The organism is Brachybacterium sp. 107 (genome assembly GCF_052379725.1).
Lineage (GTDB): Bacteria > Actinomycetota > Actinomycetes > Actinomycetales > Dermabacteraceae > Brachybacterium.
On sequence record NZ_JBQSYW010000007.1, the window covers coordinates 105,845 to 130,768 of the forward strand.

The following is a 24,924-nucleotide window of genomic DNA, read 5'->3' on the forward strand; positions in this document are numbered from 1 at the left end:
GCCGGGACAGCACACGATGCTGCCGCACCTGATCCGCAGCACGAGCACCACGCCGAGGGCGGGTTGCCGGGAGAGATCCCGGCAGCCCGCCCTCGGCGTTGCGGCATGTGCAGCGACGTGACCGTCGCTCGATCGTGACCGAACCCCACGAAGCGGTCACGGCGAGCGCGTTACGGTGGGCCCGGAGCCCGCTGGCGGGCGATCGGGCGACGAAGCCCCTTCGCGCGCAGTGCGTGCCTCGGCAGGTGCTGTCCCTTCTGTCCCGGACTCCTCAGCCGTCCTCGGAGAACCGGAGCAGTCCATGTCCACGCGAAGAGTCGATCCCGCACCGGGCGCCGTCGCGTCCACCTCACCGAGCCTCACGACCGTGCCGTCGGGGGACGACGTGTCCGGTCTCCCGGCGCACGAACGCGCTCGAAGGCCGTCGCGGCGTGCCGTGCTCGCAGCCTCCGCCGCCGCGGCCGCCCTCCCCACGATCGGGTCCGTGCTGGTCGCAGCGCCGGCCGTTGCCGATCCCGCCGTGGCCGATGGCGAGACCCGCGTGGTGGACATCCCGCTCGCGGACGCGGATCTGATAGATCTCGACGGCACCGCTGCTCGGGAGATTCCCGATCAGCCCGCCACGATGGTCGGAGTGACCTGGCCTGTCGACGCCGACGTCCCGCAGGTGCAGGTGCAGGGTCTGGACCCGGACGGGGAGTGGTCGGAGTGGATCCCGCTGGATACCGCAGAGGACCCGGAGACGGGGGAGGGGGCCGCGGGCACCGAGGTCGGATGGATCGGACCGGTCACGGCCCTGCGTCTCCGCGCAGAGGTCGACGGAGCGGATGCCACAGAGGCTCTGATCGCGCATGCGGTCACGACCTCGCCGGCACCGGACGATGACGAGACGGCCCTGCTCTCCGGCCCGGAGGCGACGATCTCGCAGAACACGCAGCTGAGCACCATGTCCGCGACGGCGACGGCGGCGGCGAAGAACCCGGTCACCCCGAAGCTCGGATCGGGCGCGCCGGCGTACGTGTCGCGCGCGAAGTGGGGCTCGAAGGAGTCCTCGGTGCGCGGCACGAGCAGCGCCGATCACCTCAAGGCTGTGGTCATCCACCATACGGCGGGCACCAACACCTACTCCAAGAGCCAGTCCGCCCAGATCATCCGAGGGATCCAGGCGTATCACGTGGGCACGTTGGGCTGGGCGGACATCGGCTACAACATGCTCGTGGACAAGTACGGCCAGATCTTCGAGGGCCGCGGAGGGGGCCTGCACCGGAATATCGTCGGTGCGCATGCCTACGGGTTCAACACCGGGACGTTCGGCATCTCCGTGCTGGGGGACTACTCCTCGACCACGCTGCCCTCTGCCGGGCGCAAGGCCATCGGCAAGGTCGCCGGCTGGAAGCTGCTGAGCACCTTCCAGCGCTCGGTGACCGTGAAGGTGTCGTGGACCCCCGGCACCGGCACACGGTTCCCCGCTGGCAAGAAGGTCTCGCTGCCTCGGATCATGGGGCACCGCGACGTGAACTTCACCGAGTGCCCCGGGCTGAACCTGTACAAGCAGTTCGGCACCGTCCGCAAGGAGGCGCAGGGCTATGCGGACTCCGGATGGAAGAAGCACCTGACGGCCTTCGAGAAGGCAGGCGGCTCCTCGGCACTCGGCACCGTCGCCAAGAGTGCCCACACCGCGGGAAAGTACAACGTGACGGTGCTGACGAAGGGGCTCGTGATCAACGAGAGCGGCGGCTCCACGGCCTATGCGTGCCCCACGTCGATGCAGTGGGAGGCCTCCTGGGGGCGACCCCGAGGGGGGACGTTCACCGACGGTCCCCGGACCATGCAGTCGTTCTCCTTCGGGATGTCTGCCCTGAACGGTCGCTATGTCCGCTTCCTGCCCACGAAGTTCTCCGACATCCCCCCGGGGCGTGCCTTCTTCATGGAGATCGGCGATCTCGTGAACAAGGGGGTGGTCCACGGCTACGGAGGGTCCACGTACCACCCTGATGAGCTCACTCGGCGCGACCATATGGTGGTCTTCATCTACCGGGCGATGGGGTCCCCCGCCTACACGCCCCCGAGGACATCGCCGTTCTCGGACGTCTCCACCGGGTCCTCGTACTACAAGGAGGTGTGCTGGGCGCGGGCGAAGGGGATCACCATCGGCTATACGGACGGGACGTTCCGCCCGACGGAGGGAATCCGTCGCGACGGACTCGCCTCGCTCCTCTACCACGCAGCGGGGTCACCGCCGGCGTCTCCCCAGGACGCCGCTCGGTTCACGGATGTCTCATCGACCAGCGGCTACGCCCCGGCGATCGGATGGCTCGCGAAGACCGGCATCTCGCGGGGCTACGGGAACAGCACGTTCCGTCCGCGGAACCGGGTCCCGCGAGACGAGATGGCTGCCTTCCTCATCCGCTGGATGGACGAGGTCTGAGCGAGCCCGGGCGATGTCGTGCTGTCCCCGGGGCGGGGACCGTTCCCGTGCGTTGTCAGTCGTTCTGCGAGGCGGAGTCGGTGGGCCCGAGGCCGTCGGCCCACGCGTAGGAGGTCTGGGTGCCCGGTCGCGTGACCGAGTCCGAGGCATAGGCGCTGCCGGCCCGGATCGCGTCCAGCACATCGCCCGAACGGACCCACGTGGTGCTGAAGCAGCCGATGAAGGCATCGCCCGCCCCGGTGGTGTCGATCGCCCGGACGGCCGGGGCCTCGACGATCTCCTGGCCGCCGGCGTGGGCCCACAGGGCGCCACGGGATCCGAGCGTGACGATCACATTGCTGATCCCGGCGGTCAGCAGCACATCGGTCGCCTTGGTGATGTCCTCGAGGCTCGAGACGGGCATGCCGGTGAGCAGCTCGAGCTCGGACTCGTTGGGGACCAGGAAGTCCACGCCGGTGATCCGGGCCAGGTCCAGCTCGGGAGAGGCCGGCGCCGGGTTCAGCAGCACGGGGATGCCCAGCTCCTCGCCGAGATCGATCGCCGCGTACACCGTCTCCAACGGGATCTCCAGCTGCAGCACGATCAGCCCGCAGCGGGCGATGTCCTCCCGCGCCGCTTCGACGTCCTGCGGGGTCAGGAGCGCGTTGGCGCCTTTGACGATGATGATCGAGTTGTGGGAATCGGGGTCCACGAAGATCGGGGCCACACCGGACGTGGCGTCGGTGCGCAGCACATGATCCGTGCGGATCCCGTTGCGCTCGAAGTTCGCCAGCGTGGTGTCGGCGAAGACGTCGTTGCCCACCCGGGAGACCATCACGACCTCGGAACCCAGGCGGGCGGCGGCGACAGCCTGGTTGGCTCCCTTGCCGCCGCAGCCCATGCGGAACTCCGGCGCCTCCACCGTCTCCCCTTCGGCAGGCATGCGGTGGATGTAGGAGATCAGGTCGACCATGTTGGACCCGATGACGGCGATCGGCATATCAGTGGCTCTCTTTCTCGGAGGCGGCCACCAGCCCGGTGGTCACCGAAAATCGTGTGCTCCGGCCCGCAGGCAGCTGAACCAGTGTGCCCGCCCGCTCGGCGGCCAGGAAGCCCTCGGGTCTGCTGGTCGCGGGCAGGGCGAAGGCGGCGACCTGCTGGTCCGGGTTCGACAGGATCCAGCGGGTGGCAGTGGGGAACTGCGAGGTGTCGAACTCCGTGACGAACTCGAACTCGTCGCTGTTCGCCAGGGAGAAGCGCAGCGGGCCGCCGTGGGCCGGGAGGTCATCGGCGAAATAGACGATCTCGGGATCGAACTGCTCCGCGCCCACGAGGCTGTCCGCGTCGAGCTCGCCGCTGCGGATCCTCTGCGTGATCTGCTCCCAGGCGGGGGTCGGGGTGACATGCGCCGGCACGCTCTCGCGCAGGCGGAAGGTGCCCTCCGGCAACGACTGCGACATCTGCGCCCCCTCGAGGAAGCGGTAGTTCAGATGACACATGTACTGCAGCGGCATCGGCGCATACGCCGAGAGGTTGGTGACCTCCAGGTCGATGTCCAGCAGCGCGGATCCGGTGCGCAGGGTGACCGACGGGGTCGCGCGGTAGTGGTGGCCGAAGCCCCTGACGTACTCGTGCACGGAGCGGATCGTGACGGCGTCCTCGGTGAGCACCAGGTGGGCGCTGTCCATGTCCGCGCAGGCGAACTCGCCGTGCAGCTCGTGGTCGTCCTCGGGGGAGGGGCAGCCCGCGGCCAGCAGCCCGGAGTGGAAGGCGAAGCACCCGTAGGTCTCCGCGATCCGCGCCACCTTCCGTGGCTCCTCGAACATGCTCGTCATCCGCAGGGACTGCCCGTCGAACTCCGCGTCCCAGATGATCTGTCCCAGGAAGGGCAGCACCTCCACGTGGCCGCGGGAGTTGCGGATGCTCAGCGACTCCACGCCGGTGCGATACCGGCGTGCGGTGACGGTCCATTCCGGGCTCTCGCACACCACGCGCGGGGTCTCACCGAACAGCGCGCGGGGCAGGTCCAGGGTGAACGCCATCTCAGCGCACCTCGGTCCGGGCGTCGCCAGTGGTCCCGGCCGTGGCGTCGGCCCGCGCAGCGGTGCGTCGTGCGAGGCTGCGCCGACGCAGGGCGACGAAGAACAGCAGCACCGCGCCGAAGCAGAAGAAGTTCACGAGGAAGCTGACCCGCATCGAGCCCAGCGAGTCGGAGAGCAGGCCCTGCACGGCGGGGATGAAGGCACCGCCGATGATCGACATGACGATGATCGCGCCGCCGGTCTCGGTGAACCGCTTGTCCTCGATGACGTCGAGATTGCGGGCGAAGATCGTGGCCCAGCAGGGCCCGAGCAGCGCTGAGGCGACGATCGCCGCGTACACGGAGGTGAAGTTCGGAACCGCGACGATGTACACGATGGTGAGCATGCCCAGGGCCGCGTAGCCGATGAGCACGAGGTCCTCGTCGATCTTCGTCATGAGGAAGTTCGCGATGAACTTGCCCGCGAAGAAGGCGATGAATCCGGCGATCAGGTACGAGGCGGCGGAGCGCTCGTTGATCGAGGGGTCCAGGTCCATGGCCAGGCGGATGGTGAAGGACCACAGGGCGGTCTGCATCCCGACGTACAGGAACTGGGTGAGGATGCCCGCGCAGAACATGCGGTTCTTCAGCAGGTGGGCGAGGGTCTCCCCGAGCGAAGCCTTGGCCTCGGAGGCGTCCTCCCGCAACGGCTTCGCATGCGGGTACTGGGTGATCGCGATGAGCACCACGAGCACCAGCAGCAGCACCAGGATCACTTTGTACGGATCCAAGGTTCGCCCCAGGGCCTCCGAGGTGATCGCGGCGCGCTCCGCCTCGGTCGCGGCGTTCGCGATCTGTGCGTGCAGCGCGTCGCCGTCCGTGAAGACCAGGTACTTGCCGAGCACGGCGCCGCCCAGGAAGCCGACGGCGGTGAAGGTCTGCGAGATGTTCAGGCGCAGCGTGGCCTTCCTGCGCTCGCCGATCATCGAGGAGTACGTGTTCGCGGACGTCTCCAGGAAGGACAGGCCGATCGCGATCGAGAACAGCGATCCGAGGAACACCGCATAGGTGGCGACCTGCGAGGCGGGGAAGAACAGCACGCAGCCCAGCACGTAGACGCTCAGCCCGATCAGCAGGCCCGTCTTGTAGCTGGTGCGCCGGATGACCCGGCTGGCCGGGATCGCGATCAGGAAGTAGCCGCCGTAGAAGGCGGACTGCACGAAGGCGGAGGCGAAGTCAGAGAGCTCGAAGACGGCCTTGAACTGGGTGATGAGGATGTCGTTCATGCTGGCGGCCATGCCCCACATGGGGAAGCAGATCGACAGCAGGATGAACTGGAACGTCGGGGTGCGGTCGAGGTACCCGTCGCGCAGCTGGCGGGAGCGGTCCTTGATCACGCCCCAGGAGGTGTTCGGGAGGCCGACCTCCCCGTCGGGCGTGGCGGTGGTGGCGGCGGTGGTGCCGGAGTTGTCGCGCATCGTGTTCATGGCGGTCACCGTCCCAGCAGAGCGGAGCCGGCTGAGGCCCCGATGCGGGAGGCACCGGCGTCGACCATCGCGCGGAGGGTCTCTGCATCGCGGATGCCGCCGGAGGCCTTCACCCCGAGGCGGTCGCCGACGGCGGCGCGCATGAGGGCGACCGCCTCGACGCTCGCGCCACCGGAGGCGAACCCGGTCGAGGTCTTCACGAAGTCGGCCCCTGCCTGCTCGGAGACCTCGCACGCCGCCGTGATCTCGGCGTCGCTCAGCAGCGCGGTCTCGAGGATGACCTTGACCAGGGCATCGCCGCTGGCCGCGACGACGGCGGCGATGTCTTCGCGCACACGATCCCAGTCCCCGTCCTTCACCGCGCCGAGGGAGATCACCATGTCGATCTCGTCGGCGCCGTCCGCCACGGCGGCGGCAGTCTCGGCGGCCTTCACGGAGGGCAGCTGCGCCCCGGAGGGGAACCCGACCACGGTGCACACCAGGGTGGTGTGGCCCGAGAGCTCCTGGGCGGCCTGTGCCACACGCGTGGGGCTGACGCACACGGTGAGGAAACCGTTCTCGGCGGCCTCCTGGCACAGGGTGCTGACCTGCTGCGCCGTCGCGTCGGGGGCGAGCAGCGTGTGGTCGATCAACGATGCGGTATCCATTCCAACTCCTTTGTTCGGATACCCCTAGTGAAGGTCCCGGAGCGGAAGGGGCGCAACGGCAAGATGGCACATATGTGCCGATACTGATCGAGGGCGAGGTGAGGTGAGGCGCGGCGGGCGAAGAGTCCGACGACGGCGGCCGAGGCGTGGGACCGACGAGGGAGTGGGCGCGGGCGACGGCCCGAGACCGGCAGCGATGGCTCAGAGGGCGTCAGCGAGGGCGGTCGCCGTCTCGAGGTCCGTCACCAGATGGTTCGCGTACCGGTTCTCCAGGGCTGCCCGGATCAGCGGCAGCATCTCGAGGCCGCTGGTGACGAGGACCGTGCGTCGCAGGCGCCGGAGATCGGAGAGAGTGGGGCCGAGCGTGCGCTGGCTCAGCGACGGGGCGACGATCCGCCCCTCGGCATCGATGAACCGGCCGCAGATCTGCCCCACGGCGTGGTCCTCGATGTGTCGGCGATCCTCCTCGGAGAGCAGCGGCGACCTGTGCATCGCCGCCGCGGCGGGAGTCTCCGCGCCGAACACGACGGCGGCGCACTCGGCGCGGAGCGTGAGCACCTGGCGCGTGGCCGGGTCGTTCTCGGCCTCGAGCCGCGAGGCGACGCTGTCGTGCAGGATCGGGAACGGATAGGAGTGCACCGGGACCGTGGAGCGAGCGGCGAAGGCCGCCAGCGCCGCCTCCACCTCGACCCCGGGATCCGTGCCGTTGAGCTGCACCAGCGCACGAGGCCGCAGGCGCTGGCGGCTCATCGCCTCGGTGACGGCGTGGATCGCATCCGACCACCAGAACCCCAGCACGTCCTCGCCCGAGGCGAGATGGGCGCCGAGCATCTCGGCGGCTCCGGAACCGAGCGCATAGCGGTTGTCCATCGGGCCGCGGCCCACGGGGACCACCAGGCGCAGCTCCGCGAGGCGGAAATGCTCCTGCAGCTCGGAGATCAGCGGGGCGTCGGACTCCCGGGGATCGGCGACGTGGGTGCGCACGAAGCCGCGCTCTCGAGCCGTGGCGACGAGCTTGGAGACCGTCGGCCGGGAGACGTGGAGGGTCTGCGCGATCTCCTGCTGGGAGAGGCCGCCGGCGTGGTAGAGCTTGGCGGCGTCCAGGGACAGGCGGTCGCGCGGGGTCAGCCCGTAGCGGTCGCGCGCCATCGGAGGATCCTTCCCTCGGAACCCGGAACCCGGAACCCGGAACCCGGAACCCGGAACCCGGAACCCGGAACCCGGAACCCGGAACCCGGAACCCGGAACCCGGAACCCGGAACCCGGAACCCGGAAGCCGGAAGCCGGACGGCTCGGGCCGGTCCGCTGTGGGCCGGCCCGAGCAGGGGCTCAGGCGAAGTAGCGGGGCAGGGTGCCCTCGCGCAGCGTGCGCAGCTCGGAGACGGCGAACGCGCCGACTCCCTGGATGTCCAGGGTGTCCGCGCCGCTGGTGCCGATCACCAGGTGCGGCACGCCGTGCTCGGTGCACAGCGCCTCCAGGCGCGCGGCCTGCTCGGCCGGGACGGCGGCGAGCGCTCGGGCCTGGGACTCCGAGAACAGGGCGGAGGCGAGGTCCACGCCGTCGCGCTCGAGCAGCGGGTCGAGGTCGACCTGTGCGCCGGTGCCGAAGCGGGTGGTCGACTCGACGAGTGCCTGGGCGAGGCCGCCCTCGGACAGGTCGTGCGCGGCCGCGGCCACGCCCTCCTGGGCAGCGGCGATGAGCACCCGGGCGAGGGAGCGCTCGGCCTCGAGGTCCACCTGGGGCGGCATTCCGCCGAGGTGGCGGTGGATCACGTCGGCCCAGGCGGAGCCGGAGAGCTCCTCGCGGGTGGTGCCCAGCAGGACCACCGAGAGGCCTTCGCCCTGCCAGCCCGAGGGGACGCGGCAGGCGACGTCGTCGAAGACGCCCAGCACGCCGACCACGGGGGTGGGGTGGATCGCCGAATCGATCTTCCCGGGCTCGCCGGTGGAGTTGTACAGGGAGACGTTGCCGCCGGTGACGGGTACCCCGAGGGTCTCGCAGGCCTCGGCGAGACCGCCGATCGCCTCGACCAGCTGCCACATCGGGCCCGGATCCTCCGGGGAGCCGAAGTTCAGGCAGTCGGAGATCGCCAGCGGCACGGCGCCAGAGGTGGCCACGTTGCGGTAGGCCTCGGCCAGGGCGAGCTGGGCGCCGGTGCGGGGGTCGAGCTTGGTGTATCGGCCGTTGGCGTCCGTCGCGAGGGCGACCCCGCGGCCGGTCTCCTCGTCCACCCGCAGCACGCCGGCGTCGTCGGGCATCGCGAGCGCGGTGTTCCCGCCGACGTATCGGTCGAACTGGTCGGTGATCCACCCCTTCGAGGCCAGGTTCGGGGAGGCGATGAGCTCACGCAGGGCGCGCGCGAGATCCTCGGCGCCCTCGGGCCGGGGGAGCGCCTCGGCGCGGTCGGCCTGCAGGGCGTCCTGCCAGTCGGGCCGGGCGTAGGGACGGTCGTAGACCGGGCCGTCGATCGCGACGGTCGAGGGGTCGACGTCGACGATGCGGTGCCCGTCGTGGTCGATGGTGAGGCGGCCGTCCCCGGTGACCTCGCCGATCACGGAGGCCTCGACGTCCCACTTGTCCACGATCGCCTCGAACTCGGCGAGCTTCTCGGGGCTGACCACGGCCATCATGCGCTCCTGCGACTCGCTCATGAGGATCTCGCCGGCGTTCAGGGTGGGGTCGCGCAGCAGCACGTTCTCGAGGTGGATGTGCATTCCGGAATTGCCGTTGGCGGCCAGCTCGCTGGTGGCGCAGGAGATGCCTGCCGCGCCGAGATCCTGGATGCCCTCGACGGTGTGCGCCGCGTACAGCTCGAGGCAGCACTCGATGAGGACCTTCTCCATGAAGGGGTCGCCCACCTGGACGCTGGGGCGCTTGACGGGGCCGTCCTCGTCGAACGTCTCCGAGGCGAGGATCGAGGCGCCGCCGATGCCGTCCCCGCCGGTGCGCGCACCGAACAGGATCACCTTGTTCCCGGCGCCGGTGGCGGAGGCGAGGTGGATGTCCTCGTGACGCAGGACGCCGATGGCGAGGGCGTTGACCAGGGGATTGGTCTGGTAGGCGGCGTCGAAGACCGTCTCGCCGCCGATATTGGGCAGGCCGAGGGAGTTGCCGTAGCCGCCCACGCCGGAGACCACGCCATGGACCACGCGCGCGGTGTCGGGGTGGTCGATCGCGCCGAAGCGCAGCTGATCCATGACGGCGACGGGGCGGGCGCCCATGGCGATGATGTCGCGCACGATGCCGCCCACTCCGGTCGCGGCACCCTGGTAGGGCTCCACATAGGAGGGGTGGTTGTGGGACTCGACCTTGAAGGTCACCGCCCAGCCGTCGCCGATGTCGACGACGCCCGCGTTCTCGCCCATCCCCACCAGGAGCTTCTCGCGCATCTTCTCCGTGGTGTGCTTGCCGAAGGTGCTCAGGTGCTTCTTGGAGGACTTGTACGAGCAGTGCTCCGACCACATCACCGAGTACATGGCCAGCTCCGCGTTGGTGGGGCGGCGGCCCAGGATGTCGCGGATGCTCGCGTACTCGTCGTCCTTGAGGCCGAGCTCGGCGAACGGCTGAGCCTGATCAGGGGTCGAGGCGGCATTCTCGACGGTGTCGACGTCCCCGGACCGGCTGTCCGGTGCGGCGGTCTCAGGGTGGAGGGCGTCAGCGGTCATCGCGGGATCGGGTCCGTTCATCACGAGGGCACAGGAGCACCGGCGGTTGCCGGCGCCGGAGAGCGGGCGAGCCGCCTCGGCCCCCACAGTCTACGATCGCCGGGCACCAGAGGGAGCGAGCGCCCACGTGGAGGGCACCCTGCGCTCGCCGTGACGATCGCAGGGTGCCCTCCACTCGCCGGTCCTCTGATCCGCAGACCCCTGGGTCAGGGCCCTGCGGATCAGAGGACCGGCGGGTCAGGGGGGCCGGCGGACCGGAGGGCCCGGTCAGCCCTTCTTCGCGGCGCGGCGGGCCTTCTTCTCCGCGTCGCGCAGGACCTTCTCGCTGATCGGTGCGTCCGAGCTGGCGCGCTGGGCTCGGAAGTAGGCAGCGGCCTCGTCCTGACGCTCCTGCTCGCCGCCGAGGGCGATCGGCGCCCGCACGTGGCCCGGGCGGATGTCGAAGGCGGCGACGAGGTCCAGGACATGGGGACGCAGACGCCACAGCAGGCGACGCACGTCCGAGCCGATCTGGCGTCCGCGCTGCGAGGAGATCATGCCGCCCAGCAGGAACCACGCCAGGTCGTCCTGGATGACGGTGAGCCCGAACAGATCGCGCACATCGGTCAGGACTGCGCGGCTGCCCTCGTCCTCGAGCTTCTCGATCGCGGTGGTGAAGGCCCGCCAGCGCACGAGGTCCGCGTGGGCGCGGGCGGCCTCCAGCATCTCGACCTGATGCTTGTTGACCTCCGCAGCGGCGTCGGCCGGGCTCATCTTGGCCGCGGACCGCAGCGAGAGGGCGACCTCCTCGACTCTCACCCGGGCGCGGGCCGTGAGCATCTCCTCCTGGAAGTCGCTCTGCCGCATCGAGTCGAAGGCGCGACGGGAGTTGCCCCGGTCGCTGAGATCCTGCGCGAGCCGTGCCCACGGGGTGTGGCGCTTGGCGAGCACCTCCGCGCGCTGGGCGATGAAGCGACCGATGCCGGCCCGGTCCACGCTCTTGAGCTCGGAGGTGTAGTCGCTCAGCAGGCGCTTGGCCACCAGCTGCAGCAGCACGGTGTTGTCGCCCTCGAAGGTGGCGTACACGTCGAGGTCCTGGTGGAGGCCGACGAGCTGGTTCTCAGCGATGAACCCTGCGCCTCCGCAGGCCTCGCGGCATTCCTGGATGGTGTCCAGGGCGAGCCTCGTCGAGGTGGGCTTGAGCGCGGCGGCGAGGGTCTCGAGGTCCTCGCGGGCCTCGGGGTCGTCGGAGCGACCGGAGAACACGTCATCGAAGGCCTGCAGCAGCTGCTCGTGGGCGAAGGTGCCGGCGTAGGTGGCGGCGAGCTTGGGCAGCAGGCGATGCAGGTGCGCCTGGTAGTCCATCAGGACCGTCTCCCGGGTGGGATCCGCCGCCGTGAACTGTCGGCGCTGCGTCGCATAGGTGATCGCGATGTGCAGGGCGAGCTGGCTCGCCCTGTTCGCGGAGCCGTCCAGCGAGACGCGTCCCTGCACGAGGGTGCCGAGCATGGTGAAGAAGCGGCGCCCGGGGGACTCGATGGGCGAGGTGTACGTGCCGTCCGCGGCGACGTCCCCGTAGCGGTTGAGCAGGTTGGTGCGGGGCACGCGGACGTGCTCGAAGGCGAGCCGTCCGTTGTCGATGCCGTTCAGCCCGCCCTTGGGGCCGTCGTCCTCGCTGAGCACGCCCGGCAGCATCTCTCCCTCGGCGTCGCGCACGGGCACGTAGAAGCAGTGCACTCCGTGGTCCACGCCGCGGGTGATCAGCCGGGCGAAGACCGTCGCGGCCTTGGCATGGAGCGCGGCATTGCCGAGGAACTCCTTCCAGGCGGCGCGGAACGGCGTGTGCAGGACCCACTCCTCGGTGGACGGGTCGTAGGTCGCGGTGGTCGCGAGCGACTGGACGTCGGAGCCATGGCCGATCTCGGTCATCGCGAAGGCGCCGGGGGTGGCCAGGCTCATCGCGTCGGGCACCCACGCCTTCTGCTGCTCCTCGCTGCCGAGCTGCACGATGGCCGAGGTGAACAGGCCCCACTGCACGCCGGCCTTGATCTGCAGCGAGGGGTCGGCGACCACGAGCTCCTCGAAGCTCGCGACGTTGCCCCCGTTGTCGTTGGGACCGCCGAGGTGCTCGGGCAGCATCAGCCACGAGACGTTCTCCTCCGCGAGGATCTCCATCTGCGCGAAGGTGCCTTCTCGATGCTCGGCGACGGTGGCATCGAGCGGTCGGTGCAGCTCGGGGCGAGCGGCCCGGTCCCGGGCTGTGCGGCGCGCATCGGCCCACCTGCCCATCAGAGCTTCGGAGACCGCTCCCACATCGAGCCGGTCGGTCCCGGCCGGGGGGACCGGGATCGGTCCGGTCGGGGTGGGGCTTGTCGAGGCGGAGCTGGGTGAGGCAGGGCTGGGCGAGACGGAGACCTCGGGGGTGGTCCCGGTGGGATCGGTGGAGCGGTCGGCGTTGACAGTCATGCGTGCATTCCCTTCATGAGCCAGGTGACGAGGTGGAGGACGAGCTGGTCGGAGGTGAGCGGGGGGTGGTCGGGATCGTCCGGCGACTCGATCTCGTTCATCCAGGTGTCCACCGCGCCCTCGACGAAGCCGACGGCCCCGTGCGCCCAGATCTGGGGCGAGGGGACGGCGCTCGGGAGGAAGGTGGCGACCAGTCGGGAGACGGAGTGCAGGAAGTGGTTCAGCCCGTCGCTGGGCCGGGTGACGAAGCGGTAGACGCCGGGGGAGCGCTGGGCGGTCTCGACGTAGGCGCGGATCATGGCGTGGATGCGCTCATCGGCATCCGGCTGACGGCCGACGGCCGTCTCGAGCTCGCGCATCTCCTCCAGGAGCTTGGCGTGCATAGCCGCCAGGATGCTGCGCCCGAGGGCCTGCTGCAGCGCCGCCTTGTCCTCGAAGTACCGGTAGACGATCGATTTCGAGGTCCCTGAGGCCGCGGCGATGTCCTCCATCGTCACGTCGGGACCGTTCTCGTGGATGAGGTGCCGGGCGATGTCGAGCAGCTCGGCCCGCCTCTCCTCCCGGTGGCGGGCCCAGCGGGCTGATCGGCCGTCCACGGGGGCTTGCGTCGTCGCGTTCACAGAACCTAGGGTATCAAGTACCGCCGGTTCTATGTAAAGTCGGCTCCGACGACGATCGTCCGATCGACGTCGGATCGCGTCGGCCGTCGTGCGGACCCCACGAGAGTCCATCCCACGGCATGACTCTTCCGGACCGGTCGACCCGACCCCCGTACGCAGTGACCACGAAGAGGTGCACCCAGTGACTGACTTCCCGCGCGACGCCCTGATCCTCGGCGGCAACCGCATCCCGTTCGCCCGCTCCGGAGGCCCGTACGCCGGGATCTCCAACCAGGACCTGCTGACCGCAGCGTTGGACGGACTGGTCGCCCGCTTCGGACTGCAGGGAGAGAAGCTCGGCGAGATCGCCGGTGGCGCCGTCCTCAAGCTCGCCGGCGACCTCAACCTCACCCGCGAGAGCGCCCTGAGCACTCCGCTGGACCCGCGCACCCCGGCGCTGGACATGTCCCGGGCCTGCGCGACGAGCCTGGAGACCATGGTCCACCTGTCCAACCGGATCCAGCTCGGACAGATCGACTCCGGCATCGCCTGCGGCGTGGACTCCGCCTCCGACTCCCCGATCGAGGTCACCCCGCGGCTGCGTCGGATCCTGCACCGGGCCTTCGCGGCGAAGACCGCGATGCAGCGGGTGAAGGCGCTCAGCGCGATCCGTCCGGCGGATCTCACCCCGGTCCCGCCCCGCAACGGCGAGCCGCGCACGGGCCTGTCCATGGGCGAGCACCAGGCGCTCACCGGCGCCCAGTGGGGCATCACCCGCCAGGCCCAGGACGAGCTGGCGCTGGCCTCGCACCAGAAGCTCGCGGCGGCCTACGACTCCGGCTTCTTCGACGACCTGGTCACCGGCTATCGGGGCCTCGCCCGTGACCAGAACCTGCGTGCGGACTCCACGCTCGAGAAGCTCAGCTCTCTCAAGCCCGTGTTCGGCGTGAAGTCGCCGCAGGTCAGCGAACCTACGATGACGGCAGGCAACTCCACGCCGCTCAGTGACGGTGCCTCCGCGGTGCTCATGGGCAGCCAGGAGTGGGCCGATGAGCACGGCCTCACCCCGCTGGCCCGGGTGGTCGACGCCCGCAGCGCCGCGGTCGACTTCGCGCACGGCGAGGAAGGGCTGCTCATGGCGCCGGCCTACGCCGTGCCCGAGATGCTGGACGACAACGACCTGACCCTGCAGGACCTCGACCTCTACGAGATCCACGAGGCGTTCGCCTCCACCGTGCTGTCGACCCTCGCCGCCTGGGAGTCCGAGGAGTTCTGCCGGGAGAAGCTGGGACGCGGCGGCCCGCTCGGCACGATCGACCGCAGCAAGCTCAACGTGACCGGCTCCTCCCTCGCGGCGGGGCACCCCTTCGCCGCGACCGGCGGACGCCTGGTCGCGACCCTGTCCAAGCTGCTGCATCAGCGCGCGGTCGAGACCGGTCGTGTCCAGCGCGGCCTGATCTCGGTGTGCGCCGCCGCCGGCCAGGGCGCCGTCGTGCTGCTCGAGTCGGTCACCGACTGACCCGCTCGGCACCGTCCAGGCCACTTCAGATCCGTCCAGACCAGACTCCGCGTCGTCGACGCCGCACCCTCGTGTGAAGGAGAGCCCCATGACCGACACCGCTGCACGAACAGACACCTACACGAAGTTCGTCCGCTCCGCCCCCGGCAAGCTCATCGCCAAGCAGGTGGGCCTGCCCCGTCCCTCGAAGCTTCCGCGGCGCGGGGACCGTCCCGAGCCGGTGCTCGGGCCGGTGGTCGTGCTCGGGGACTCCGCGGGCGCTGAACAGATCACCCGTGACCTCCTCGGTCAGGGCGTCGACGTGCGCCGGCGCTTCGAGGAGCTGCGCTCCGTCGGCTCGGTCGTCGCCGTGCTCGACGAGATCGGCACCCCGGCGGATCTCGGACGGATCCTGCTGCCGCTGTCCGGAGCGATGCGCTCCCTGGCCCCCGGCGCCCGGGTCGTCACGATCTCCCGTCCCGCCCGCGGCGAGGATCCCGCACGCGATGCGGCCCGGGGCGGCGTCGAGGGATTCCTGCGCTCGCTCGCCCATGAGATGCGCGGCGGGGCGACGGCCAACGGCATCCTCGTGCACGACGGCGTGGACCTCGACGCCGTCGGCGTGACCGGATCCCTGCGCTTCCTGCTCTCGGCCCGCAGCGCCTTCGTCACCGGTCAGTTCCTCACGGTCTCCACCGCCGACGGGGCGCGCACCGAGGACCTCGAGAAGCCGCTCGCGGGGCGCACCGCCCTGGTCACCGGCGCCGCCCGGGGGATCGGCGCAGCGATCGCCCGCACCCTCGCGGCCGACGGCGCCCACCTCGTGGTCCTCGACGTGCCCGGCGCGGGCACCGAGCTCTCCCGCCTGGCCAACGACCTGCGCGCGGCACCGGTGCAGCTCGATGTCACCTCCGACGGTGCGGGGGACCGCCTGGTGGCCTTCCTGCGCGAGCGGGGGCTGAGCCTGGACATCGCCGTGCTCAACGCCGGCATCACGCGCGACAAGCTGTTCGCCAATATGACCCCGGAGCGCTGGGACCCGGTGCTCGCCGTGAACATCACCAGCCAGATCACCCTCACGCAGGCACTGATCGAGGCCGGGGACGTGCTCGGCGACCAGCCCCGTGTCGTCTCCCTGGCCTCCACCAGCGGCATCTCCGGCAACCGAGGGCAGACGAACTACGCCGCCTCCAAGGCGGGCGTGATGGCCTTCGTGCAGGCGCTCGCCGCCCGTCTGGAGTCGATCGGGGGCACGGCGAACGCGGTCGCGCCCGGGTTCATCGAGACCGAGATGACCGCGAGGATGCCGGCCCTGACCCGGGAGGTCGCCCGGCGGCTGAACTCCCTGCAGCAGGGTGGCCTGCCGGTGGACGTCGCCGAGACGATCGCCTTCCTCGCCTCCGACGAGGCCGGCGGCCTGCGCGGCGAGACGGTGCGCGTGTGCGGGCAGAACATGGTGGGGAGGTGAGCGCCGTGACCGGCACCGGGACCCCTCAGATCGGCGAGCGGATCAAGGACCTCTCCGAGGTCCCGTCGTTCCCGGCCATCTATGCGGCGGCGCTGGACCCGCGCTCGGCCCGCAGGGGCGCGCGGGGGGAGCCGACGCTGCCGAGCATCGCCTACCGGGTGCGGAAGGTGCGGGTCGACGCCGAGCGTGCCCGCGACTTCGATCACCTGATGGGCGGCCCGGCCACCGATCTCGTCCATCCCGGCGTGCTGCACGTGCTCGCCTTCCCGGTCTCGCTCGCTCTCCTGGCCCGGCGCGACGTCCCCTTCGCCCTGCTGGGCCTGGTGCATCTGCGCAACCAGATCCTTCAGCATCGCCCCGTGAGGGTCGGGGAGCTCGTGGACGTCGAGTGCAGGGTGCGGGATCTGCAGCCCCACCGCAAGGGCCGCACCTTCGAGGCGGTCTCCACGATCCTCGGCCAGGACGGCGAGATCATCGCGACCGACGTCTCGACCTACCTGGCCAAGGGAGATGCGGACGGTTCGGAGCGGGCAGGGCGTCGGGACTTCGTGGCTCCGCGCCCGACGGGCCGCTGGAAGCTTCCGGCCGACACCGGCCGTCGCTATGCCGCGGTCTCCGGTGACGTGAACCCGATCCATCTCTCCGCGCTGAGCGCGAAGGTCTTCGGCTTCCCGCGGGCGATCGCCCATGGGATGTACACGGCCTCACGGGCCTTCACGGAGTCCGGGGTGGACCTCGCGCGCCCGCTTCGCTGGGACGTCAGCTTCGACGCCCCGGTGTCGCTGCCGGGCACGGTCCTGGTCGCGTACGACGACGATCCGCGGGCCGGCGGCGTGCACTGCGTGGGCTGGCGGGCCGGCTCCGGGGAGAAGGGGCCGCGCCGCTGCTTCGAGGTCGAGGTCACGACCCTGGGCTGAGCACGGATCAGCAGGGACGGCACGGGGTCACCCACCACTCGATGGGTGACCCCGCGCCGTTGACCATCGAGGGAGGTTCTCTCGAGGGAGGTCCGAGGCCGACGGGCGCGCCAGCCCGACCTCGAGGGTCTCCAGCAGATGGTCGACGAACGCCTCGGCCCGCACGTCGGTGAGCACGTCGACGTTCGGCTCGCGGCCCCAGCGGCCCAGCTCGTCGCCGACGGTCTGGCCGCGGGTCAGGGTGCCGGAGAGCTCCACCTCCACGGCGAGCGGTCGCATCCCGGCGAAGTCGCCGGTCACCGCATGGGCGGCGACCAGAGGGTCGTGCACGTGCGCCATCCAGCCGAAGCCGTCGGCCTCATGGAACTCGAAGTAGAAGCGCAGGGCGTCGGCGAGGACCGTCGCGACCGGATGCCCGGTGCTCGCGCCGAGCCGCTCGACGCGGCTCAGGGTGTCCTGGGTGAACCGCACCGTCTCGGTGGCCTCGAGCGATCCGAGCACGGGCCGGGTGGGCGCGCCGGTGAACGCAGTGAGCACCTGCTGGGCGGCCTCGGGGTCCACGGCGATGTTCCATTCGCTGGTCGGGCCGGTGTTCCCGCGGTGGTTGATGGCCCCGCCCATGATGTGCAGGCGCTTCAGCAGCCGTGGCAGCTCGGCGTCGATCTCCAGGGCGAGCGCGAGGTTCGTGTGCGGGCCGAGCACCAGACCGATGAGCTCCCCGGGATGCGCACGGGCCGCATCGACCCAGAGCTGGGCTCCCGAGCGGGGATCCTCGGCGCGCTCGGTCTGCGGGAGCACGGCGTACCCGATGCCCTGCGGCCCGTGGGTGTCGTCGGCGTACATCGGCTCCTGCACGAGCGGGCGCGCCGCACCGAGCGAGACCGGGGCACGCAGGCCCAGCATCTCGGACAGGGCGAGGTTGTTGTGGTGCACGGTGGGGGCCGGGACGTTGCCGCCGGTGGAGACGATGCCGACGATCTCGACCTCGGGCCGGCAGGCGAGATAGGTCAGGGCGATCGCGTCGTCGATGCCGGTGTCGCAGTCGATCAGCACGGGAAGGGTCATCGAGTCAGCGTAGAGCCCCTCCCGGAGGGATGGCGGGGGACCGCCGATCACGGCAGGATCTCTCCATGGCCCACGCGCAGATGTTCGACGATGACGACCCGATGCTGGAGCGGGTGCGGTCGATCGCCCTCGCCCTGCCCGGGGCGCTGGAGAAGGTCAGTCACGGCCGTCCCGCCTTCCACACGCAGAAGGTGCACTGCTACTACGGCGGGGCGCGGAAGATCGACGGGCAGTGGGAGCAGCATCCGCACGCGGTGATCCTGCATCTGCCGCCCTCGGAGACCGCCGCCCTCCGTGAGGACCCCCGGTCCTTCGAGCCCGCCTACCTCGCGCCCGCGGGCTGGATCGGCCTCGATCTGGACGAGCGGACCGACGCGTCCGAGCTCGCCGAGCTGATCGAGGAGTCCTACCGCACGGTGGCCCCGCGGCGCCTGATCGCGCAGCTCGACGACCCGGCGTCATGATCATGCCGGTCCGGCGTGCCCGGGCAGGAGCTCGGCGTGGGCGCTTGACCCTCACGCGACGTCAGCCTGGAAGGTGGTTCCCATGACCGAGACGACACAGCACGAGGACCTCACCGTGGGGCGCGTCGCCGACCTGGTCGGCGTCAGCGTTCGCACTCTGCACCACTGGGACGGTGTGGGCCTGGTGCGTCCGGGTGGACGCAGCTGGTCGGGGTATCGCCTGTACGGCGCCGACGACGTGGCACGGATCCACCGTGTCCTCGTGTACCGGGAGCTCGGTCTGGCGCTCGCGGAGATCGGCCGGATCCTCGATGATCCGAGCGTCGATCCGCGCGAGCACCTCCATCGCCAGCGGACTCTGCTCCAGGAGCGGATACGCCGGCTCGAGAAGACGGCACGCGCCGTCGACGAGATGATCGAGAGAACCGACATGACGCACGAGAAGAGCACGACGAACGCGACGGGCACGACGGGCACGACGGGCACGAGCCTGAGTCCCGAGGAGCAGGCCCGCATCTTCGGCACCGACTGGGATCCCGCCTATGAGGACGAGGCGCGCGAGCGGTGGGGCGGCTCCGACGCCTGGAAGCAGTCCGCCGCCCGGACCGAGGGCTGGGGCGCCGAGCAGTGGCAGAGGGTCAAGGACGAGACCGACGAGGTCGAAGCCGCGCTCGCCGAGGCGCTGGGCCGCGGCGTCGCGCCGGGGAGCGAGGAGGCGAACATGCTGGCCGAGCGCCACCGAGACACGATCGCCCGCCACTACGACTGCACGCACTCCATGCAGGTGGTCCTGTCGCGGATGTACACGGAGGACCCGCGGTTCGCCGCGCACTACGACGAGCGCGCCGAGGGGCTCGCCGTCTGGCTGCGCCGGGCGATCGAGGAGAACGCCCGATGCCACGGCGTCGATCCGGAGACCGCCGTCTGGCAGTGACCGCTCTCAACGGGAGGAGTCGTTCTCGGTGGGGCTCCGGCGCTTCCGGCACGGTCAGACGTGCGTGCCGAAGGCGTCGGGGGTCGCGGAGCTCCAGGCCTCGGCCCAGGTCTCCGGCGGCTCGGCGAGCAGCTGGCCGGGCTCGAGCCACTCGTAGAGCGTGGCGTAGGAGATGTTCGAGGTCTCCGAGAGATTCCGGCGCAGCATCCACGGCCGCAGCTCGGACGGATCGGAGACCCCCATCGCCGCCATCAGCTTCACCGCTTCGGCCACCGTGCCCTCCTGGTACTGCTTGACCCGCACGCTCTTGTCCTCGACGACGAGTCCTCGCTGACGACGCGGATCCTGGGTGGTCACCCCGGTGGGGCAGCGGCCGGTGTGGCAGCGCTGCGCCTGGATGCATCCGATGGCCATCATCATGGCGCGGGCGGAATTGGTGTAGTCGGCGCCCTGGATCATGCGCTTGACGATGTCGTTCCCCGCGGCCACCTTCCCGGAGGTGCCGATGCGGATCCGGTGCCGCAGGCCCGTCCCGACCAGCGCATTGTTCACGGTCATCAGGCCCTGGGTGAGCGGCATGCCCATGTGGTCCTCGAACTCGAGCGGGGCGGCCCCGGTCCCACCCTCGGAGCCGTCGACGATGACGAAGTCCGGGGTGGTGCCGACCTCGAGCATCGCCTTGCACAGCGAGAGGACCTCGACGCGGCTGCCCACGCACAGCTTCATCCCGACGGGCTTCCCGCCGGAGAGCTCGCGCAGGCGGGCGAGGAACTCGATCAGCTCCGTCGGGGTGGAGAACATCGCGTGCGAGGGCGGGGAGACGCACTTCTCGCCCTCGGGGACGCCCCGGATGTCGGCGATCTCCGCGGTCACCTTGGGTCCGGGCAGCACGCCGCCGATCCCCGGCTTCGCGCCTTGGCTGAGCTTGACGGAGATGCACTTGACCTGGTGCTTCGCGGATTTCTCGCGGAAGATGTCCTCATCGAGCAGACCGGTCGCCGTGCGGGAGCCGAAGTAGCCCGTGCCCAGCTCCCAGACCAGGTCGCCGCCCATCTCCTCGTGGTACGGAGACAGGGAGCCCTCCCCGGTGTCATGGGCGAACCCCCCGAGCTGCGCCCCCTTGTTCAGGGCGCGGATCGCATTGGCGGACAGTGCACCGAAGCTCATCGCCGAGACGTTCATCAGCGCCATCGAGTACGGCTGGGTGCAGTCGGGCCCGCCGATCCGGACGCGCGGCATCTTCGCGGGCTCGGGGACCGGAGCGATGGAATGGACGAGGTACTCGTAGCCGGAGGCGTTCACGTCGCGCTCCGTGCCGAAGGGCTGCTCGCCGTGGATGCCCTTGGAGCGCTCGTAGATGATGCTGCGGATGTCCCGGTCGTACGGCCGGCCGTCCCAGTTGCGCTCGATGAAGTACTGCTGCAGCTCCGGCCGCAGGCCTTCGAGCAGGTAGCGCATGTGCCCGATCACCGGGTAGTTGCGCAGGATGGTGTGACGTTTCTGCGTGAGGTCGTAGGCGGCGAGGCCGCCGAGCGCGGCACCGGCGAGACCGACGGCGGAGGCGAGGGCGGATCGTGCGGAGGGACGGGACGGCATCAGGAGGCTCCTCGGGGAGATGGCGGCCGCGACCACGGGATCCGATCTCCGTCGCTCCTGGGCGGAGCGGTCACCTCGGTGACGCGCATCACTGCAGATCGCTATCGTGCCACGGGCGGCTCCTGCGCGGGCGCGGTGAGCTCGCCGTACTCCTCGAGCAGCGGGGCGATCCGCCCGCCCATCTCCACCTGCGTGAGCACGATGCCCATCGTGCCGTCGGGGTCGACGAAGAAGTCGGTGCCGGCCCCACCGGACCAGCCGAAGCGACCTCGGTGGGGCCCGTCGGCCACCACGCAGACGCCGAAGCCCCAGCCGGTGTGCTCCCAGAATCCCGGGAAGAACGAGCTCGGATCCTTCGCGCCGTCAGGCACCTGGTCCCGGCTCAGCATCGCCAGATGCTCCGCATCGATCAGCTCGCCGTCACGCAGCGCCCGCAGGAACCGCAGATAGTCCGGCGCCGTCGAGAGCAGCTCGCTGTGGCTCATGTCGTAGGGAGGCGGGCCGACGTGGAACCCGCCCGCCGCGGGCTCGCGCTCGACGAGTTCGTCGCCCTCGACCCCGTAGGCCGCCGGGAGCCGGTGGGCCTTCTCCCGGGGGACGGAGCATCCCGTGTCGCTCATCCCGAGCGGGGCGAGGACGGTGCTCTCGAGGTGCTCTCCCGTGCTCGTGCCGCTGATCCTCGACAGCAGGATCCCGAGCAGGCCGAAGGAGTGGTGGTATCGCCAGACCTCCCCGGGCTGCCCGACCAGGGGCAGGGAGGAAAGCGCCGCGAGCCAGTCGTCGGCCCCGAGCGTCGGCGGCAGGGGACCGGCCTCGGTGCCGTTGGCGGCCATGGCCCGCTGCAGCGGTGAGTCGTCGAGGATCATCCCGCAGCCGGAGGTGTTGGTCAGCAGGTGTCGCAGCGTGATCGGGGTGCGGGCGGGCACCGTGTCGGTGAGCTCCGCGTCGGGTCGGGAGAGGACCACGGGCTCGGCGAGCTCGGGCAGCCAGGTCGCCACCGGGGACTCGAGTGTGAGCTCGCCCTGCTCGACGAGGCGCAGCGCGGCGACGGCGGTGATCAGCTTCGTCATCGACTGGATGCGGAAGATCGCGTCGGCCCGCAGCGGCGGGCCGCCCACCGCCATCGCTCCCGTCGCGTAGGGCTGGGGATCGTGCCCGAGCGCGATCACGCCGCCGGGGATCGTGCCGTCCGCGACGAAGCGGTCGAGCAGGCGGGCGGGTCCTGGGGTCGGCGTCGACATGCGGCCAGGGTAAGTCCGTGGGCCGTGATGCGGACAGGCCCGGCTCCGGACAGGTTCCGACGGGCCAGGCTCCGGGCAGGGGCCGATCTAGACTCGAGCCATGAGCGTCTTCGAGGACTTCGCCCTGCTCGAGCCCCGTGAGGTGCCGCTCGGAGGACCGCGCGGGATGACGGTGCACCGCACGCTGCCGGCCCGCCGGACCTCGCTGATCGGCGCCTGGTGCTTCGTGGACCATTTCGGCCCCGACGACGTCTCCGCGAGCGACGGCATGCAGGTCGCACGCCATCCCCATACCGGCCTGGCCACCGTCTCCTGGCTGTTCGAGGGCGCGATCACGCACCGCGACTCGATCGGCAGCCACGCCCTCGTGCGACCCGGCGACGTGGACCTCATGGTGGCCGGCTCCGGCATCTCCCATTCGGAGTTCTCCACCCTCGACACCACCGTGCTGCACGGCGTGCAGCTCTGGTACGCCCTGCCGGACCGCGCGCGCTTCCGCGAGCAGGAGTTCGCGGTGCACACCCCGGTCGAGCAGACCACCTCGACGCTGCGCGTGCGGGTGGGGATGGGAACCTTCCGGGCGGCCGACGAGGACGGGACCGTGCTCGAGGACACCAGCCCCCTGGTCGCCGACACCGAGCTGACCATGGTGCAGATCGAGCTGCGGGCCGGGCGCCGGATGCGCATCGATCTGGACCCGGCGCACGAGCACGGGGTGCTGGTGGACCGAGGCGCGGCGCATCTTGTCGTCGCGGACCTCGAGAGCCCGGTGGGTCGTGCCGAGCTGGCCGTGCTGCCCGACGGCGCCGACCATCTCGAGCTGCACGCCGAGGACGGCGAGGACCTGCGGGTGATGCTCCTGGGCGGGGAGCCGCTGGGCGAGGACATCCTCATGTGGTGGAACTTCGTGGGTCGCACCCATGAGGAGATCGCGCAGTTCCGCGCCCGCTACCAGGCGGAGATCGGGGTGGAGGGTACGCTCGACGAGGCCCCGATCCACCCGGCGGCCCGCGACAGAGGCGGCCTCGCGGCCGATGCCGAGCAGTTCGGCCCCTTCGCTCCCCATACTCCTGCGGCTCTGCCCGCCCCCATGCTCCCCAACGGCCGGCTGCGCTCCCGCGGCCGCGTCGGCCTCTCGAAGGACTGATCCCGTGCCCCACACCCCCGCCACCGACGACAGCGCCGCGACGCCCTCAACGCCGACGCAGCCCGCGACGTCGTCCCCGAACGCGACGTCCCCGAACGGGATGTCTCCGAACGCGATGTCCCTGGATACGACGAGCCAGGATGTACCGCAGACCCCTCGGGGCGCGGACCAGACCGACCGCGTGATCATCGCCGCGGCCGAGGAGTCCGGCATCGGCCGCCCCTGCGACATCATCGTGGTGGACGACGCGACCGGCGAGCTGACCGCGTTCGCGCTCGCCGCCGTCGCCGAGCACGCGGAGGCGAAGGTGCTCAGCTGGACCTCGTCGAGGGTGCTGGCCGCGGCCCTGCAGGAGCGCTTCGCGGCGCAGCTCGAGGCTGGCCGCCTGCTGCTCCCGGCGGGACCCGAGCCCGTCGAGCTCGGCGAGGCCGCAGCGATGGTCGAGGGGCACCAGATGGTGCTGATGCGGCTGCCGAAGTCCCTGCACGCCCTGGAGGACCGGGCCCGTCGGCTGGCCGAGGCGGCACGGGGCCGGGGAGGCGGTGGCCTCGAGCTGATCGCCGGTGGCCGGGTCAAGCACATGACCCGTTCCCAGAACGACGTGCTCGCGAAGCTCTTCACCGAGGTCCGGGCCAGCCGCGGCATCGGGAAGTCCCGTGCGCTCATCGGCACCGGCCTGCGGACTCAGACCGCCGGGCCGACGCCCATCGAGAGCACCACACGGTTCTCGGTGCGCGGCCAGCAGCAGCCCCTGTCGCTGCGCGGTGTCGGCACTGTCTTCGGAGGGGCCGGGGCAGACGCGGGCAGCCTCCTGCTGCTGTCCTCGCTGGACCGGGCCGTGGCCGCCGGGGAGCTCGCCACCGAGGAGTCCGCGGTGCGATCCGCTGCGGATCTCGGCTGCGGGAACGGGCTGATGACCTCGTACCTCGCTGCCGCGCTGCCCGAGGCCTCGGTGCTGGGCAGCGATGAGGATGCCGACGCCGTCGCCTCCACCCGGGCAACCCTCGCCGCGAATGCTCTCGAGCGCGAGAACATAGAACTGGCCTGGGACGATGCATTCTCCCAGGTTCCCGATCGCAGCCTGGACCTGGTGCTGCTGAACCCGCCCTTCCACGATGGCACCGCGATCGATGCGACGCTCGTGGACGGTCTGCTCGACGCCGCGTCGCGGGTGCTGCGACCCGGCGGGCAGCTGTGGTTCGTGCACAACTCCCACCTGCGCTATCGCACCGAGGTGGAGCGTCGCGTCGGTCCCGTGCGTCAGCGAGCCCGCGACCGCCGCTTCACGGTGCTCTCCGCCGACCGCGTCTGACGCCTCCGACC

Annotated in this window: 19 protein-coding genes; 8 read left to right on the forward strand and 11 right to left on the reverse strand. The window is 70.7% G+C overall.

What is annotated here, in order from left to right:
* The first annotated feature begins 436 nt into the window (after positions 1–436).
* On the forward strand, positions 437–2,428 hold the full coding sequence (locus ACT3UL_RS09950) for an S-layer homology domain-containing protein (RefSeq protein ID WP_444578074.1): 1,992 nt from the start codon (positions 437–439) through the stop codon (positions 2,426–2,428).
* 55 nt (positions 2,429–2,483) lie between these two features.
* Here the strand turns inward: ACT3UL_RS09950 and rbsK are convergent, their stop codons facing one another.
* The 8 genes from rbsK to ACT3UL_RS09990 all read right to left on the reverse strand — a co-directional run bounded on the left by rbsK (position 2,484) and on the right by ACT3UL_RS09990 (position 13,292).
* Positions 2,484–3,407: a ribokinase gene (rbsK, locus tag ACT3UL_RS09955; RefSeq protein ID WP_444578075.1), complete on the reverse strand. Its 924-nt coding sequence runs from the start codon at positions 3,405–3,407 to the stop codon at positions 2,484–2,486.
* Position 3,408: 1 nt separating this feature from the next.
* Positions 3,409–4,449 (reverse strand): aldose 1-epimerase family protein, encoded by a 1,041-nt coding sequence (locus tag ACT3UL_RS09960; RefSeq protein WP_444578076.1) that lies wholly within the window; start codon positions 4,447–4,449, stop codon positions 3,409–3,411.
* 1 nt (position 4,450) lies between these two features.
* The gene (fucP, locus tag ACT3UL_RS09965) at positions 4,451–5,914 is read right to left on the reverse strand and encodes an L-fucose:H+ symporter permease (RefSeq protein ID WP_444578077.1); all 1,464 of its coding nucleotides are present in this window, start codon (positions 5,912–5,914) and stop codon (positions 4,451–4,453) included.
* Positions 5,915–5,919: 5 nt separating this feature from the next.
* Positions 5,920–6,561: a deoxyribose-phosphate aldolase gene (gene deoC, locus ACT3UL_RS09970; RefSeq protein WP_444578078.1), complete on the reverse strand. Its 642-nt coding sequence runs from the start codon at positions 6,559–6,561 to the stop codon at positions 5,920–5,922.
* 201 nt (positions 6,562–6,762) lie between these two features.
* Positions 6,763–7,710: a sugar-binding transcriptional regulator gene (locus ACT3UL_RS09975; RefSeq protein WP_444578079.1), complete on the reverse strand. Its 948-nt coding sequence runs from the start codon at positions 7,708–7,710 to the stop codon at positions 6,763–6,765.
* 180 nt (positions 7,711–7,890) lie between these two features.
* A complete protein-coding gene (gene purL, locus ACT3UL_RS09980; protein WP_444578080.1) occupies positions 7,891–10,227 on the reverse strand; it encodes a phosphoribosylformylglycinamidine synthase subunit PurL in 2,337 nt (778 codons plus the stop codon).
* Between the two features lie 267 nt (positions 10,228–10,494).
* Positions 10,495–12,672, reverse strand: a complete 2,178-nt coding sequence (locus ACT3UL_RS09985) for an acyl-CoA dehydrogenase family protein (RefSeq protein ID WP_444578081.1) — start codon at positions 12,670–12,672, stop codon at positions 10,495–10,497.
* Positions 12,669–13,292 (reverse strand): TetR/AcrR family transcriptional regulator, encoded by a 624-nt coding sequence (locus tag ACT3UL_RS09990; protein WP_444578082.1) that lies wholly within the window; start codon positions 13,290–13,292, stop codon positions 12,669–12,671. Before ACT3UL_RS09990 ends, ACT3UL_RS09985 begins: the two co-directional genes overlap by 4 nt.
* Positions 13,293–13,473: 181 nt before the next feature.
* Here ACT3UL_RS09990 and ACT3UL_RS09995 point away from each other — a divergent pair, with 181 nt between their 5' ends.
* From ACT3UL_RS09995 to ACT3UL_RS10005, 3 genes are all read left to right on the forward strand, one after another.
* Complete coding sequence (locus ACT3UL_RS09995; RefSeq protein ID WP_444578083.1) at positions 13,474–14,790, forward strand: acetyl-CoA C-acetyltransferase; 1,317 nt, start codon at positions 13,474–13,476, stop codon at positions 14,788–14,790.
* 88 nt (positions 14,791–14,878) lie between these two features.
* The gene (locus ACT3UL_RS10000; protein ID WP_444578084.1) at positions 14,879–16,237 is read left to right on the forward strand and encodes a 3-oxoacyl-ACP reductase; all 1,359 of its coding nucleotides are present in this window, start codon (positions 14,879–14,881) and stop codon (positions 16,235–16,237) included.
* Positions 16,234–17,154 (forward strand): MaoC/PaaZ C-terminal domain-containing protein, encoded by a 921-nt coding sequence (locus tag ACT3UL_RS10005; protein WP_444578085.1) that lies wholly within the window; start codon positions 16,234–16,236, stop codon positions 17,152–17,154. Before ACT3UL_RS10000 ends, ACT3UL_RS10005 begins: the two co-directional genes overlap by 4 nt.
* 27 nt (positions 17,155–17,181) lie before the next feature.
* Here ACT3UL_RS10005 and ACT3UL_RS10010 read toward each other — a convergent pair whose 3' ends face one another.
* Entirely contained in the window at positions 17,182–18,219 is a 1,038-nt protein-coding gene (locus ACT3UL_RS10010) for a nucleoside hydrolase (protein WP_444578086.1), read from the reverse strand.
* A 65-nt stretch (positions 18,220–18,284) separates the two neighbouring features.
* Here ACT3UL_RS10010 and ACT3UL_RS10015 point away from each other — a divergent pair, with 65 nt between their 5' ends.
* Both ACT3UL_RS10015 and ACT3UL_RS10020 read left to right on the forward strand, forming a co-directional pair.
* Positions 18,285–18,683 (forward strand): MmcQ/YjbR family DNA-binding protein, encoded by a 399-nt coding sequence (locus ACT3UL_RS10015; protein WP_444578087.1) that lies wholly within the window; start codon positions 18,285–18,287, stop codon positions 18,681–18,683.
* Between the two features lie 82 nt (positions 18,684–18,765).
* Positions 18,766–19,617 carry a MerR family transcriptional regulator gene (locus ACT3UL_RS10020; RefSeq protein WP_444578088.1) on the forward strand — a complete coding sequence of 284 codons (852 nt, stop codon included), beginning with the start codon at positions 18,766–18,768 and terminating at the stop codon, positions 19,615–19,617.
* Positions 19,618–19,671: 54 nt separating this feature from the next.
* Here ACT3UL_RS10020 and ACT3UL_RS10025 read toward each other — a convergent pair whose 3' ends face one another.
* Together ACT3UL_RS10025 and ACT3UL_RS10030 are read right to left on the reverse strand one after the other, a co-directional pair.
* Complete coding sequence (locus ACT3UL_RS10025; protein WP_444578089.1) at positions 19,672–21,213, reverse strand: FMN-binding glutamate synthase family protein; 1,542 nt, start codon at positions 21,211–21,213, stop codon at positions 19,672–19,674.
* 101 nt (positions 21,214–21,314) lie between these two features.
* Positions 21,315–22,454 carry a serine hydrolase domain-containing protein gene (locus ACT3UL_RS10030; protein WP_444578090.1) on the reverse strand — a complete coding sequence of 380 codons (1,140 nt, stop codon included), beginning with the start codon at positions 22,452–22,454 and terminating at the stop codon, positions 21,315–21,317.
* A 100-nt stretch (positions 22,455–22,554) separates the two neighbouring features.
* On the opposite strand from ACT3UL_RS10030, the gene ACT3UL_RS10035 reads away from it, so the two are divergent.
* Both ACT3UL_RS10035 and ACT3UL_RS10040 read left to right on the forward strand, forming a co-directional pair.
* Entirely contained in the window at positions 22,555–23,601 is a 1,047-nt protein-coding gene (locus tag ACT3UL_RS10035; RefSeq protein ID WP_444578091.1) for a pirin family protein, read from the forward strand.
* A gap of 4 nt (positions 23,602–23,605) precedes the next feature.
* The gene (locus tag ACT3UL_RS10040; protein WP_444578092.1) at positions 23,606–24,913 is read left to right on the forward strand and encodes a class I SAM-dependent methyltransferase; all 1,308 of its coding nucleotides are present in this window, start codon (positions 23,606–23,608) and stop codon (positions 24,911–24,913) included.
* Positions 24,914–24,924 lie beyond the last annotated feature (11 nt).